Origin of the sequence: Shewanella jiangmenensis, from assembly GCF_018596335.1 — a bacterium.
In the GTDB taxonomy this organism is placed as follows: Bacteria; Pseudomonadota; Gammaproteobacteria; order Enterobacterales; family Shewanellaceae; genus Shewanella; species Shewanella jiangmenensis.
Genome location: NZ_JAHEPS010000001.1, coordinates 847,531 through 861,547, shown reverse-complemented (window position 1 = coordinate 861,547; position 14,017 = coordinate 847,531). Strand labels below are relative to the sequence as shown.

The window sequence follows — 14,017 nt, the reverse complement described above, 5'->3', positions numbered from 1 at the left end:
TCATTTTGTCGCAGGAAAATCACATGAATGAGACTTTACCGGAGATGCTAAGGTGGATATGCTCCAGACTGAAAACTTCCTCAAAGCGGAGCAAAAATGAAAATTCGTGACTTAGAAACCAATAGGCTGATGTCAGCTGGCGAGCTGATAAGAACTTTAGTCAAGAGATCCGGCTTATCGAGGAACCAGGTCCATGAAGAGATGAAAAGACGTGTTGGCGGGCGTTCAATAGGTGCAGCGTCTAAGCTTTCAGATATTTTTGCAGATCGACGTCAACTTCCGTTAAGAGATCTAGTACCTCTATTCGACTCAATCCCCATGAAAAAGTCCGAGAGAGATTATTATTTATGCGAGTTGATAAAGGCTTACACTGATGAAAATCTAGCTAGATACATTAAATCCCCATCAAAATCACATATAAATAATCAAAGAATGTTGCTTGAGATAGATGGCTTAAAGCGTGAAATTAAAAACTATGAATATTTAATGTTTATGTCTGAATTGAAAATGACTTCTAAAACGATTTATCTAGAGAACGATAGTTTGACATTGGATGAATTACATCATTTTGAGCGGAATGATTTTTCATATAACTATGAAGAGCATGAGAAGGATGTTCGTCTGTCGGAAAAGCAATTAGAAAAATATTTATCGATGTGGGACGATGCCTGCATGGAGTTGATTAAAACACTTAATAACCCTAAGTTGATGAGTGTAATACATGCTTGCATGTCTAAAAATCTACAATTTGAGCTTAATAGTTTTCTGCGATGGGAGTTTCTTGAGCCAATGGAAAGTACGTGGTCCTGGCTTAATCACAGGGTTAGTAAGGTTAGTGTTCTTGAATTAAATTCTAGACTTTTTTCGATGTGGATGAAGGAGTTTCCAGAGGCGTTTAATAAGACTATTGAACTAATATCAGATGTTTGTGAGTATGACGGATATACACCAAAGTATTTAAGTTCAGACTATACATCTTGGAGTAAAAACCTCGGATTTCCTAGTTTTTATGAATACATGGCTGAGCGCCACCTTCTAATGCGGCAGGAGTCTCCAACTCTTTTCGTCTTGCTCAATCCTTTAGCTAAATCATTTTCACCTTATATTCTTAGTGCGTTTAGACGCATGAGTCTTGAGATGCTAGAAATGTATGTGGAACATTCTGGTAGCGGCTGGATGGATATAATAGATTTCTCTGACTTATTTTCTGGGGAATTTACCACTAGTGACGTAAGTGGGAAAGTGTCAAAGCTTGCAAATACAATTATGTTATTAAGTGAGAATCATAAAAATCTCGAGCTGAGTGAGCAAGTAAAAATTGAAATTATTCAATCTTTTCATCCTTCTGAAACTAGCGATTACATATGGAAAGCAAGAGTTGAACGCTCTTTTAGAAATTACTGTTCTATATTGGAGTTAGTTCGTTCTAAAAGTGAGGTTGCTAATTCAGTTGATTACTTTGACAGCTTGGTTGGGGTTGATGAAAGTTATTCTGGTAGGTTAAAGGTTTTCAACGAAAACTTGGTTGGTTTGATTAGAGCTGGAATGTCTGAGTGTGCTAAAGAAAAACTTTATAAAGATTTTTCTGCATTTGATGATTACTCGAACAAAATGGATGAGAGATACAAAGAAATGCAAGAAAGACTTAATGATTTAAAAGTTGACATTTTTGACATTCTTTAGATAGCAATTGAAAGCGTAAAGATTATCAATACTTGTGATGTAAATAAGTGAATATGTTGTCCGAGGAAGAGCCAGGACACCCAAAACACCTTTGCTGAGGAATACACCAATCCCGCTCCAAGCGGCCGCAGGGCATTGGTGTTCGTTGCGCGGCAGGACTGCCGTGCATTGTCTAAGAACGAGGTCGAGCTGAGACGAATTAGACAGGGCTGGAAGGCCGTGATGTTAAAGTCGCTTACTCAGCGACACAACAAGACAACTCAACCCAATGGCAATTGCGGCTGTCGAGCGGGGATAAAAAAAGGCGCCTTATGGCGCCCTTTTTAAATTTAGCTGTGCACTAGCTAGCTGTGCATTATTAGCGGTGCAACAACAGCCGGGGATGCTTGAAGGCTTACAGCGCCTTCAGAATCGCCTCGACACTGGCCTTGGCATCGCCAAACAGCATCTGGGTGTTGTCGCGGAAGAACAGCGGGTTCTGCACCCCGGCGTAGCCTGTGTTCATCGAGCGCTTAAAGCCGATAACGGTTTGGGCTTTCCACACTTCCAGTACCGGCATACCGGCGATGGGGCTGGTGGGGTCTTCCGAGGCCGCTGGGTTAACTGTGTCGTTGGCGCCAATCACCAGCACTACATCGGTGCTTGGGAAGTCGTCGTTGATTTCATCCATTTCCAGCACGATATCGTAAGGCACCTTGGCCTCGGCCAGCAGCACGTTCATGTGGCCTGGCAGACGACCGGCAACTGGGTGGATACCGAAGCGTACTTCAATACCACGGTCACGCAGTTTCTGGGTGATTTCGGCCACAGGATACTGAGCCTGAGCCACTGCCATACCGTAGCCGGGGGTGATGATGACTGAGCTTGCGTTTTTCAGCATGTCGGCCACATCTTCGGCGTTGGTTTCGCGGTATTCACCCAAGTCCTGATCGCCGCTCGACACGGCGCCGTCGGTGCCAAAGCCACCGGCAATCACCGAGATAAAGGAGCGGTTCATCGCCTTACACATGATGTAAGACAGGATGGCACCCGAAGAACCCACCAAAGCGCCGGTAACGATCAGCAGGTCGTTGGAGAGCATAAAGCCCGCCGCCGCAGCCGCCCAGCCCGAGTAGGAGTTCAGCATCGACACCACTACCGGCATGTCGGCGCCGCCGATACTGGCCACCAGATGCCAGCCAAAGGCGAAGGCAATCAGGGTCATCAGGATCAGCGGCAGCATGGCGCCGTCGGCTTTGACGAAATACACCATCAAACCGAGAGATACCAATACCGCCAGCAGGTTGAGCTTATGGCGATGGGGCAGCATCAGCGGCTTGGAGGAGATAAGGCCACGCAGCTTACCAAAGGCGACCACAGATCCGGTGAAGGTCACGGCACCGATAAAGACGCCAAGGAACACTTCTACCAGATGGATGCTGAGCATAGCGCCGGTGAGGTGATGCCCTTCGGCGGCTTTGCTCGCTTCCTGCAATGCGGCTTTGGCGGCTTCCAGGGTGGCATTGATATCACCGCCAACGGCAATCACCACTTCGTTTACCGCCTGCGGGTGCAGGTCGATAAAGCTGTTAAAGCCAACCAGTACGGCGGCCATACCCACAAAGCTGTGGAGAATGGCAACCAGCTCCGGCATCTCGGTCATTTCGACCTTGAGTGCCAAACGCACACCGATGGCGCCGCCGATAACCATGGCGAGAATGATCCAGTGCACGCCGCTGGTTTCGGGGTTGAGGATAGTGGCAATCAGCGCAATGCTCATGCCGGTGATACCAAAGAGGTTACCCTGCTTGGCCGTCTCCTGACGGGACAGGCCCGCGAGACTCAAAATAAAACACAGCGCAGCTACTATGTAGGCGGCTGTTACCAGTCCTTGAGACACAGTGATTCCCCCTTAATCCTTACGGAACATCTTCAGCATGCGATGAGTGACGGTAAAGCCACCGAAGATGTTGATACTGGCAATAAGCACGGCGATAAAGGCGAGCACTGTAACCAGCGTCGAGCCGCCGCCAATCTGCAGCAGTGCGCCCACCACGATAATGCCCGAAATGGCGTTGGTGACCGACATCAGCGGCGTGTGCAGCGCGTGGGTTACGTTCCACACCACGTAGTAGCCCACCACGCAGGAGAGCAAAAACACGGTGAAGTGGGACAAAAACTCAGGCGGTGCCACGCTTGCCACGGCGCCAAAGCCAATCAGACCCAAAGCGCCAAGGATGTACTTAAGCTTGGAAGGGGCTTTGGGCTCGGCTTTTTTAAGCTCTACCTTGGGGGCGGCCTTGGCCGGAGCGGCAGACACTGAAATGGCTGGCGGCGGGAAGGTCACTTCACCGGCTTTGACCACTGTCATGTTGCGCATCACCACATCGTCAAAGTCGATAACGGCATTGCCGTCTTTGGCTTTGCACATCAGCTTCATCAGGTTCACCAGGTTGGTGCCGTAAAGCTGGGAAGACTGCGCCGGCAGGCGGCCGGGCAGGTCGGTGTAACCAATCACCTTCACGCCGTTGGCGGTAACATACAGCTCGCCGGGCTTGGTGTATTCACAGTTGCCGCCGGTGGCAGCCGCCATGTCCACAATCACCGAGCCGCTCTTCATCGAATCCACCATCTCTTTGGTGATAAGACGCGGAGCAGGTTTGCCGGGGATAAGCGCCGTGGTAACGATAATGTCCACTTCTTTGGCCTGCTCGGCAAAAAGTGCCATCTCGGCCTTGATAAACTCTTCGCTCATCACCTTGGCGTAGCCATCTGATGAGGAGCCATCTTCGCCGCCAAAGTCGAGCTTGAGGAACTGGCCACCCATGGACTCGATTTGCTCCGCCACTTCAAGGCGGGTGTCGAAGGCGCGCACAATGGCGCCGAGGGAGCCTGCGGTACCAATGGCGGCAAGACCGGCTACACCGGCACCAATTACCAGCACCTTGGCAGGCGGTACTTTACCGGCAGCGGTGATTTGGCCGGTGAAGAAGCGGCCAAACTCGTGGGCGGCTTCGACCACGGCGCGGTAGCCGCCGATGTTGGCCATGGATGACAGGGCATCGAGGGACTGGGCGCGGGAAATACGCGGCACCATGTCCATGGCCATCACGTTAATGTTGCGCTTTGATAATTTCTCAACCAGCTCAGGATTCTGAGCGGGCCAGATAAAACTCACCAAGGTTGCGCCGTCTTTGATTTGTTGTATTTCATCTTCGGTAGGGGCATTGACCTTAAAAATAAAGTCGGCCTGCCATACGGAGGGCACTACGCTGGCACCCGCCGCCTCAAAGGCTGCATCGCTGAAGCTGGCAAGTACGCCTGCTCCGGTTTCAACAGCAACCTCAAAGCCGAGCTTTTTAAGTTGCTCTACCGTGGCCGGGGTCGCGGCGACCCGGGTCTCAGCGGCGAGACTCTCTCTCGGAATTCCAATTTGCATGACGATTCCCTGATGGTTGAAAAAACATGAACACACCGTGTCCTGTGTCGGGCGAAACAGGTCAAGACTGACCGGGGCGAGGTCGCCTGGTCTGCTGTCTGTAGGGGACAGAGCTTTTCACGGTGTGGCTTCATTGTGGCAAGTCTGCCTGCTGACACAAGCTCATATTCTTCATGTGGCGAGCTAAGCCACTGGTCGGAGCAAAAATTTTGCGCCGGGCCACACTTTTGTAGCTTAATTTTTCAGCTCTGCATATTCCTAAAGTGAATTAAAAATTAATATTTATTCTTTTTTGCTTTGGAGAAACTTCACTAAGCTAGCATCCATCAAAATGTCACTGGGTCGTCCTCATGCTGTTAAAAGAATTATCATCCCTCGCGTCCCCGCTCAGTGCCGAGCAGGTCGACAATCTCAAGAAACTGACCTTTGAGCTCAATGCTGTGCAACTGGCCTGGGTCAGTGGTTATCTGGCGGCAAGCGCCCAATCTGCCGCTGGGGGTGCTTTTGCTGCGCCACCAGCCGCCCAGGAAGCCGCGACCTTAACCGTGCTTTACGCATCGCAAACCGGCAATGCCAAAGGCGTGGCCAGTAAAATCAAAGCGGCAGCAGAAAGCCGTGGCTTAGCTGTGCAGCTGCAGGATATTGCCTCGTATAAAACCAATGCGTTGGCAAAAGAAAAATTCCTGATCATTGTTGCCTCGACCTATGGCGAGGGTGAGCCACCCGAGAGTGCTGTCAGTTTCTATAAGTTCCTGTTTGGTAAAAAGGCACCCAAGTTACCTGAGCTGCAATTTGCCGTGTTGGGCCTTGGCGATACCAGCTATGAGTTTTTCTGCAAAACCGCCACTGACTTTGACAGCCAACTGGCTGCATTGGGTGCAAAGCGCTTGCATGAGCCAGCCCTGCTTGACGTTGATTATGCCGAGGGGGCGAAAAACTGGCAGGAAGCAGCCTTGGATGTGTTTGCACCGCTGCTTAAAGCATCAGGCGCCGGTAGCGAGAAAGTGATTGCATGGCCAGGTGCGACTGGCACCGCGGGCAGCCACAGCCAGTATGATAAGCAAAACCCAGCTACCGCTGAGTTAAGTGTTAATCAAAAAATTACGGCGCGTAATTCCACCAAAGATGTGCGTCATATTGAGATCTCGCTGGAAGGCTCCGGCCTGAGCTATCAGCCGGGTGATGCTTTAGGGGTGTATTTCCGCAATGCACCAGAGCTTGTCGCCAGCGTGCTGGCCGCCACAGGCTTAACCGGCAGCGAGCAAGTTGAACTGTCTGGCCAGACGTTAACCCTGCAAGCAGCGTTAACCGACGAGCTGGAGCTCACCCAGGCTTACCCGTCGCTGGTGACCAAGTACGCCGAGGCGAGCAACAATGCCGAATTGCAGGCGCTTGGCGCAGACAAAGACGCGCTGCGCGCTTATCTGGCCGATAAACAAAGTGCCGATGTGATTGTGCAAAACCCTGCCAACATCAGCGCACAGCAGCTGGTGGACAGTCTGCGCAAAGTGCAGCCACGCTTGTATTCCATCGCCTCAAGCCAGGCCGAAGTGGGCGAAGAAGTGCATTTAACCGTTGGCGTGGTGCGTTACGATGCTTTTGGCAGCACCCATTTAGGTGGTGCGTCAGGCTTTTTGGCCGAGCGCTTGGCTGAAGGTGAGCCGGTGAAAGTCTTTGTTGAACACAATGACAACTTCCGCCTGCCAAGCAATGATACGCCAGTGTTGATGATTGGCCCCGGCACCGGTATTGCGCCGTTTAGGGCGTTCCTGCAAGAGCGTGATAACGCAGGTGCGACCGGCCAAAACTGGCTGTTCTTTGGCAACCCGCATTTCACCCGTGATTTCTTATATCAGGTGGAGCTTCAGGACTACTTGAAGCGTGGCGTGTTAACCCACCTGGATGTGGCATTTAGCCGCGACCAGGCACAAAAAGTGTATGTGCAGGATAAACTGGCTGCCAAAGGCGCCGAAGTGTGGTCTTGGCTGCAACAAGGTGCGCACTTATATATTTGTGGTGACGGCAACCGGATGGCGAAAGATGTACATCAGGCGTTATTACAAATTGCCCAAACCCACGGTGGCTTGTCTGAAGAAGCAGCCGACGAGTATTTCGAAGAGTTACGCGCAAGCAAACGTTATCAGAAGGATGTTTATTAATGAGCCAATATCCAATTAAACCTGAACTGCAGGTACAGGGCCAGCTGTCTGATAACGAGCGTCTGAAGGCTGAGAGCAACCATTTGCGTGGCACTATCACCACAGATTTAAAAAACGAAATTACCGGCGGTTTTACCGGTGATAACTTCTTATTGGTGCGTTTTCACGGCATGTATCAGCAGGATGACCGCGACTTACGTGCTGAGCGCGCGGAGCAAAAGCTCGAGCCGCTGCATAATGTGATGCTGCGGGCGCGCATGCCCGGCGGGATTATCAAGCCTGAGCAATGGCTGGCGATTGATGAATTTGCCCGCGAGCACACCATGTACGGATCAATCCGGTTAACCACCCGCCAGACCTTCCAGTTCCACGGCGTGTTTAAACCGGATATCAAGCCGATGCACCAGATGCTGAATAAAATCGGCATCGACTCGATTGCCACCGCCGGTGACGTAAACCGCAACGTGCTGTGTACCTCAAACCCTGTGGAATCGGAGTTGCACCAGCAAGCTTATGAGTGGGCTGCGAAAATCTCTGAACATTTGCTGCCAAAAACCCGCGCCTATGCCGAGATTTGGCTGGGCGAAGAAAAAGTAGAAACAACGGAAACTGAGCCGGTGCTGGGTGATACCTACCTGCCGCGTAAGTTTAAAACCACTGTGGTGATCCCACCGCATAACGATGTCGATGTTCACGCCAATGACCTGAACTTTGTCGCTATCGCCGAAAATGGCCAGCTGGTTGGTTTTAACGTGTTGGTGGGTGGCGGCCTTGCGATGACCCACGGCGATAAAGCGACTTATCCGCGCCGGGCAGAAGACTTGGGCTTTATCGGTCTTGAGCATGTGCTGAAAGTGGCTGAGCACGTGGTGACAGTGCAGCGTGACTACGGCGATCGGGTTAACCGCAAAAATGCCAAAACCAAATACACCATAGATCGCATCGGTGTGGATGCTTTTAAAGCAGAAGTGGAACAACGGGTTGGCGTGGCCTTTGGCCCAAGCCGTCCTTACGAATTTACCCACCGTGGCGATCGCTTTGGTTGGGTGGAAGGCATTGATGGTAAGCACCATTTAACACTCTTTATCGAAAACGGCCGTCTGCTCGATTATCCGGGTAAGCCGCTGAAAACGGGTGTTGCTGAAATTGCCAAAGTGCATAAAGGCGATTTTCGCATGACGGCAAACCAGAACCTGATCATCGCAGGGGTTGCTGCTGAAGATAAAGCGCAGATTGAGCTGTTGGCGCGCAGTCATGGTTTGTTGGATAACTCGTCCACCCAGCGTAAAAACTCGATGGCGTGCGTGTCACTGCCAACGTGTCCGCTGGCGATGGCAGAAGCCGAACGTTACCTGCCAACCCTGGTCACCCACGTTGAAGGGATTTTGAGCAAGCACGGCATTGCCGAAGACCATATCATCCTGCGCGTCGTGGGCTGCCCGAATGGCTGTGGCCGCGCCATGTTGGCAGAGGCCGGTTTGGTGGGCCGTGGTCCTGGCAAATACAACCTGTATCTGGGCGGTAACACTGCGGGTACCCGTATTCCGAAATTGTATTTGGATAACGTGGCCGAAGCGGAAATTCTGGCTGCACTGGATAGCTTGATTGGCCGCTGGTCATTTGAGCGTAACCCAGGTGAATGTTTTGGTGATTTTGTTATTCGGGTGGGTGTTGTTGCCGAAGTGAAAGTCAGTAAAACCGACTTCCACGCCTGATACCAGTCAGGGGGAAGCTAGGCTTCCCCCGTTTGTTTTGGCGGCCCGATGGCCGATGGCCAAGACGTGTAGCGACGCCAGAACCCTTGGAGATAAGCATGAATTATCACGATTTACTTAGTCTGGACGCAGCCGAGCAAGCGGCCGCGCTTGGGGACATCAATCTACAGCTGGCCAAGGTCACGCCTGCCGAGCGGGTTGAATTTGCGCTGCGTGAATTACCCGGCGAGCATATTGTAAGCTCCAGTTTTGGTATCCAGGCGGCGGTGATGCTGCATTTGGTGACGCAGGTAAAAAGCGATATTCCTGTGGTGCTGACCGATACCGGGTATTTGTTCCCTGAAACCTACCGCTTTATCGATGAACTGACCGAGCGTTTAAAACTGAATCTGCAGGTGTACCGCGCGCCGATGACAGCAGCCTGGCAGGAAGCCCGCTTCGGTAAGCTTTGGGAGCAGGGGCTCGATGGCCTTGAGCAGTACAACCGCATCAACAAGGTCGAGCCGATGCAAAGGGCGCTGCAGGAGCTGGAAGTCAGCACCTGGTTTGCTGGCCTTCGCCGCACCCAGGCCTCGACCCGCGAAGGGCTGCCCATTCTTGCCATTCACGGCAAGCGCTTTAAGCTGTTGCCGATTATCGAGTGGAGCAACAAGGATGTGCATGAATACCTGACCAAGTTCGGGCTGCCTTACCACCCGCTGTGGGAGCAGGGCTATGTGTCGGTGGGCGACACTCACTCCACCAAGCCGCTGGAGCTGGGTATGAGTGAAGAAGAGACCCGCTTTAATGGCATGAAGCGTGAGTGTGGTCTGCACTACGAAATCTGACGCAGAAGCAAACAAAAACGCCGGCAATCGCCGGCGTTTTTTATGGGATTTATTCAGCAGGATCAATGGCCTTTGGCTTTATGGATGGCCACAATCACATCGTTCTCAGTCAGTTCGCCCGGCAGGACTTTTCCGGTGGGCAGCGCGGGGCCATAGACCTTGTTGAACGGCGCGCCCGGGGCGGCCACCTTGCCGTAGAAAGGCGCAATCAGGTCGGTTTCCTGGCTCCAGTTGGCCTGCATCAGCACCACCTTGCCGGACATCAGGGTATTGACCACATCGGGGCGGTGCAGCACACCGGCGCGGTTGGTCTGGCAGGGCATGCACCAGTCGGAGTGCAAATCCACAAACACGGTATAACCGCTTTCAACCAGCATGGGGATTTTGTCGGCCGCCAGCGGTTGCCATAACAGCTCGCGATAATCCTGCTCGCCACTGGCACGGTGCACAAAAAAGCTCGCCGAGCCCACCATCAGCGCCATCAGGCCAATCACGGGGATCACCGCCAGCGGGATAGGTTTGCCGCGGGTGCGGGCAATGATCAGCGCCACCATGGCGGCTACAAGCAGTAGTGTCATCAGGATGCTGAGTGTCAGGATCATCGAAGGCTCCATGGGTAAAAGAGCATTCAGGATACGGTCTCGCCCTTAAGCCAAGGTGAAAGCAAGCTATCGCCTGTGGTTGTGGCTGCTCTCCCTGAGCGCGGAACTTTAAGCGCAGAACTTTGAGCTGGGACTGATGAGCGGGGAAGGGGTGAGCGAGGATGGTTGAGCGAGAAGTGTTGAGCGCGGATGATTGCCGTGGCGAAGGTTAGGCCTTACCACAAACAAGCAAGCGGCCAGTCGTTAAGAACCGGCCGCTGTTTAGAATTAAGCTACTGATATAGTTACATTGATTGAGGCAATATCAGTCGCTCTCTTAGCCTCTATTTCTCAGCCTAGAGTGCGAAAAACACCGATGCCTGGCTCACCGCCTCGGCTGGCTCCCTTTCATCTGTCACCGTAAATTGCACCGGATGGCGCGGCAAGGTCAGCTGCTGTTTGGCAACCCTGAGCGTGAGTGGCACCTCAAGCTGCTCACCGGCGCCAATCCGCACCTGCTGGCGTGAAATGTCATAGGGCAGCTCGCTGCTTACCGATATCTGATATATCCGCTCCTGCTGGGTTTTATTGCGGATTTTTAAAAGGTAAGTGTTCTCAACTTGCTCATTCGCCACCTCCCGCGCCAGGGTTTGGCGGTCGCGAAGCACGTTTAAAGTGATGGCGTCGCGCCGTGAAAGGTCGATGCCAAGGGTGATGAGGATTAGGCCCAGCGCAACGCCGTAGCCAAGGAAGCGCCTGCGCTGCCACACGGGCTCGGTGTTACCCACAAGCGCCGCCTCGCTGGTAAAGCTGATAAGGTTTGGCCGATAGCCGAAATGGTCCATGGTTTGATTACAGGCATCGACGCAGGCGCCGCAGTTGATGCACTCATACTGCAGGCCGTTACGGATATCGATGCCGGTAGGGCACACTTCCACGCACAGATTGCAGTCCACGCAATCGCCAAGCCCGGTATCTGCCTTGCGTTTACGGGGGCCGCGGCTCTCACCCCGCGCGCCGTCGTAGGTAACAGTCAGGGTGTGCTCATCAAACATCACCGACTGAAAACGCGAATAAGGGCAGCAATGCAGGCACATCTGCTCGCGCATCCAACCGGCATTGAGGTAGGTACAGAGCGCGAAAAAGTACACCCAGGCGGTTTCCCAAAAGCCGCTGCTTAAACTGAATATTTCGGGATACAGGGTTTTGGCCGGAATAAAGTACGCGATAAAGCCGCAGCCGGTAATAAGCGACATCAGCAGCCACAGGCTGTGTTTGGCCGCCCGTTTGCCGGCTTTGGCCGGGCTCATGGGTGCCCGGTCCAGGGCGATGCGCTGATTGCGACTGCCTTCGATTTTTTCCTCCACCCAGGCAAACATAAAGGTCCAGGCGGTTTGCGGGCACAAAAAGCCACACCAGATCCGGCCCCAGAATTGGGTGACGAAAAACAGCCCGAAGGCGGCGGCAATAAAAATCCACGCCAGCACGGTAAAGTCCTGGGGCCAGAAACTCAGGCCAAACAGATAAAACTGCTGACTGGCGATATCAAATAAAATGGCCTGACGGCCGTTCCAATCGATAAAAGGGATAAGCAAAAACAAGAGGATAAGCAGCGCATTCAGGGTGCTTCGCAGGCGCTGAAAGTAGCCGGTCTGGCTGCGAAACTGAATTTTACCGCCGCTGGGAGTGGCAATCTGTGGCCTGGCTGCTTTGGTTGATAAGGGCTGCGGGCCTTGTTCCGGGCTTGGAGCATTCTGGCTTTGAACATTCTTGCTTTGAACAGTCGGGCGTGGCACGCCCGGGCTTGGAATAAAGGTCACGGGAATCGTATCGGGCGCTGGGGTCTTTCTGGTCATAATGGTTCCTGAATGGCATGCAACAAGGCTGTGCATGGCAAGTGGCGTGCCAGAGAGGAGTTTTGTTTAACTTATTGAATTTTATGGGATGGCTTTGTTTGTGAACTCAGATTGAGTCACGGCATATCGTGATGTGGCGATATATCGTGACTTTTGCTGGCTTTTTGTTGACGTAGAGCTGAGGGCTTCAGCGTTAAATACGGCGTTAAGTTAAGCGTTAATTTAAGTGTTAAATGCAGTTTTAAGCCGGGCGCATTCAGGGGCGGCGGATCCCGAGTTTCTGCATCCGCGAGCGCAGGGTGCTTGGCGGCAGCCCCAGCCTGACACTCGCCCCCTGGGCACCCGTGATGCGCCACTGGCATTGCTCGAGTGTGGCAAGAATATGCGCCGCTTCCACTTCAGCAAGGGTTTGTCCGCGGCCGTTGCCCGGCTGCAACCCTTGATTTGTTGAGAGACTGAGGATGGGGTGCTGGGTCAAAATTGCCTCGCGCTCCAGCAGATTCTGCAGCTCGCGCACATTACCGGGCCAGCTGTATTTCGACAGTTTATCAAGGCTTTGCTTATCGATTGCAGAGAGCGGCTTACCGAGTTTCACTGACAAGCCCTTCAGCAGCTGATTCACAAGCTCCGGCAGATCGTCGACCCGCTCCCTGAGCGGCGGTACCCGCAGCGGAAACACGTTCAGACGATAGAAGAGATCCATCCGAAACAGCCCCTGCTCAACCCGCTTTTGCAGATCGTGATGGGTAGCGGCAATCAGGCGGATATCGACCTTGATGGTTTCGCTGCTGCCAAGTCGCTCGAACTCCTGCTCCTGAATAACCCGCAGCAGCTTGGACTGGGCTTCGAGGCTGAGCTCAGCCACTTCATCGAGAAACAGCGTGCCCCTGTGGGCCAGTTCAAAGCGGCCCTTGCGGCGACTGCTTGCACCGGTAAAGGCGCCTTTTTCATGGCCAAACAGCTCGCTTTCGAGCAGTGACGCCGAGAAGGCGGCGCAGTTGACTGAAATCATCGGTTTGTCGCGCCTGCTGCTGAGGCGGTGCAGCTCCCGCGCCACCAACTCTTTGCCGGTGCCGTTTTCGCCCTGAATCAGCACTGTGCTGCCGGTGTTGGCGACCAGGCGGATTTGCTTTTGCAGTGCCTGCATACAGGCGCTGCTGCCGGTAAGCTGAGAGGGGCCGCGCTTATCTTCAAGCTCGGCCTGCAGCAGTGAGTTTTCGGACGCCAGCTGCTCTGACAGTGCCTGCACCTGCTCGAGCGCCTGACGCAGCGACTGCTCTGTCTGCTTTTGCAAACTGATGTCACGGAATATCGCCACTACGCCCTTAAGGTTTCCTTCCTGCCAGACTGGGGTTGAGCTGTAATGCACCGGAAAGCTGCTGCCATCTTTACGCCAGAACACCTCATTGCTGATCTCACGGGCCTTGCCGTCTTTCAGCGTTTGATAAATCGGGCACTCTTCATGGGGGTAGTGGCTGCCGTCGGCATGGCTGTGGTGATGAAAATCATGGATTTTGTGGCCAAGCAGTTCATCGGCGCGCCAGCCGGTCATGCGTTCGGCGGCGGGGTTGATAAATACAGCATTGCCATTGAGATCAAAGCCATAAATTCCTTCACTGACGGCATCCAGCAGCAGGCGGTTTTCGGGTAAAAAGCTGTCAGGCTTGGACATGGCAAAACGACTCGGATTGTAGATAGACGTGGCCCTGAGTATAGCGCGCGGCAACACGCCGTCAGGGCATCCGAGGCGCAGTTTGTTGGTTGGATCACGAAATATC

Annotated in this window: 9 protein-coding genes; 4 read left to right on the top strand and 5 right to left on the bottom strand. The window is 53.0% G+C overall.

Annotation, left to right across the window (positions count from 1 at the left end; all coding sequences use genetic code 11):
* The first annotated feature begins 96 nt into the window (after positions 1–96).
* The gene (locus tag KJI95_RS03835) at positions 97–1,683 is read left to right on the top strand and encodes a hypothetical protein (protein ID WP_214505824.1); all 1,587 of its coding nucleotides are present in this window, start codon (positions 97–99) and stop codon (positions 1,681–1,683) included.
* A gap of 394 nt (positions 1,684–2,077) precedes the next feature.
* Here the strand turns inward: KJI95_RS03835 and pntB are convergent, their stop codons facing one another.
* Positions 2,078–3,562: a Re/Si-specific NAD(P)(+) transhydrogenase subunit beta gene (pntB, locus tag KJI95_RS03830; RefSeq protein ID WP_214505823.1), complete on the bottom strand. Its 1,485-nt coding sequence runs from the start codon at positions 3,560–3,562 to the stop codon at positions 2,078–2,080.
* 12 nt (positions 3,563–3,574) lie between these two features.
* Positions 3,575–5,101, bottom strand: coding sequence for a Re/Si-specific NAD(P)(+) transhydrogenase subunit alpha (locus KJI95_RS03825; RefSeq protein ID WP_214505822.1), 1,527 nt, complete (start codon positions 5,099–5,101; stop codon positions 3,575–3,577).
* A 350-nt stretch (positions 5,102–5,451) separates the two neighbouring features.
* On the opposite strand from KJI95_RS03825, the gene KJI95_RS03820 reads away from it, so the two are divergent.
* The 3 genes from KJI95_RS03820 (at position 5,452) to KJI95_RS03810 (ending at position 9,802) form a co-directional block, all read left to right on the top strand.
* Positions 5,452–7,260: an assimilatory sulfite reductase (NADPH) flavoprotein subunit gene (locus tag KJI95_RS03820; protein ID WP_214505821.1), complete on the top strand. Its 1,809-nt coding sequence runs from the start codon at positions 5,452–5,454 to the stop codon at positions 7,258–7,260.
* Entirely contained in the window at positions 7,260–8,975 is a 1,716-nt protein-coding gene (gene cysI / locus KJI95_RS03815; protein WP_214505820.1) for an assimilatory sulfite reductase (NADPH) hemoprotein subunit, read from the top strand. Before KJI95_RS03820 ends, cysI begins: the two co-directional genes overlap by 1 nt.
* Before the next feature lie 98 nt (positions 8,976–9,073).
* Entirely contained in the window at positions 9,074–9,802 is a 729-nt protein-coding gene (locus KJI95_RS03810) for a phosphoadenylyl-sulfate reductase (protein WP_214505819.1), read from the top strand.
* A 62-nt stretch (positions 9,803–9,864) separates the two neighbouring features.
* Here the strand turns inward: KJI95_RS03810 and KJI95_RS03805 are convergent, their stop codons facing one another.
* The 3 genes from KJI95_RS03805 to KJI95_RS03795 all read right to left on the bottom strand — a co-directional run bounded on the left by KJI95_RS03805 (position 9,865) and on the right by KJI95_RS03795 (position 13,911).
* Entirely contained in the window at positions 9,865–10,404 is a 540-nt protein-coding gene (locus KJI95_RS03805) for a thioredoxin family protein (protein ID WP_214505818.1), read from the bottom strand.
* 335 nt (positions 10,405–10,739) lie between these two features.
* On the bottom strand, positions 10,740–12,239 hold the full coding sequence (gene ccoG, locus KJI95_RS03800; RefSeq protein ID WP_214505817.1) for a cytochrome c oxidase accessory protein CcoG: 1,500 nt from the start codon (positions 12,237–12,239) through the stop codon (positions 10,740–10,742).
* Between the two features lie 256 nt (positions 12,240–12,495).
* Complete coding sequence (locus tag KJI95_RS03795; RefSeq protein ID WP_214506181.1) at positions 12,496–13,911, bottom strand: sigma-54 interaction domain-containing protein; 1,416 nt, start codon at positions 13,909–13,911, stop codon at positions 12,496–12,498.
* Positions 13,912–14,017: the final 106 nt, after the last annotated feature.

Bases quoted from the DNA above. Each gene is read 5' to 3' on its own strand.
- KJI95_RS03835 (WP_214505824.1), top strand. From the start codon at position 97: ATGAAAATTCGTGACTTAGAAACCAATAGGCTGATGTCAGCTGGCGAG.
- KJI95_RS03825 (WP_214505822.1), bottom strand. From the start codon at position 5,101: ATGCAAATTGGAATTCCGAGAGAGAGTCTCGCCGCTGAGACCCGGGTC.
- KJI95_RS03820 (WP_214505821.1), top strand. From the start codon at position 5,452: ATGCTGTTAAAAGAATTATCATCCCTCGCGTCCCCGCTCAGTGCCGAG.
- cysI (WP_214505820.1), top strand. From the start codon at position 7,260: ATGAGCCAATATCCAATTAAACCTGAACTGCAGGTACAGGGCCAGCTG.
- KJI95_RS03810 (WP_214505819.1), top strand. From the start codon at position 9,074: ATGAATTATCACGATTTACTTAGTCTGGACGCAGCCGAGCAAGCGGCC.
- KJI95_RS03805 (WP_214505818.1), bottom strand. From the start codon at position 10,404: ATGATCCTGACACTCAGCATCCTGATGACACTACTGCTTGTAGCCGCC.
- ccoG (WP_214505817.1), bottom strand. From the start codon at position 12,239: ATGACCAGAAAGACCCCAGCGCCCGATACGATTCCCGTGACCTTTATT.
- KJI95_RS03795 (WP_214506181.1), bottom strand. From the start codon at position 13,911: ATGTCCAAGCCTGACAGCTTTTTACCCGAAAACCGCCTGCTGCTGGAT.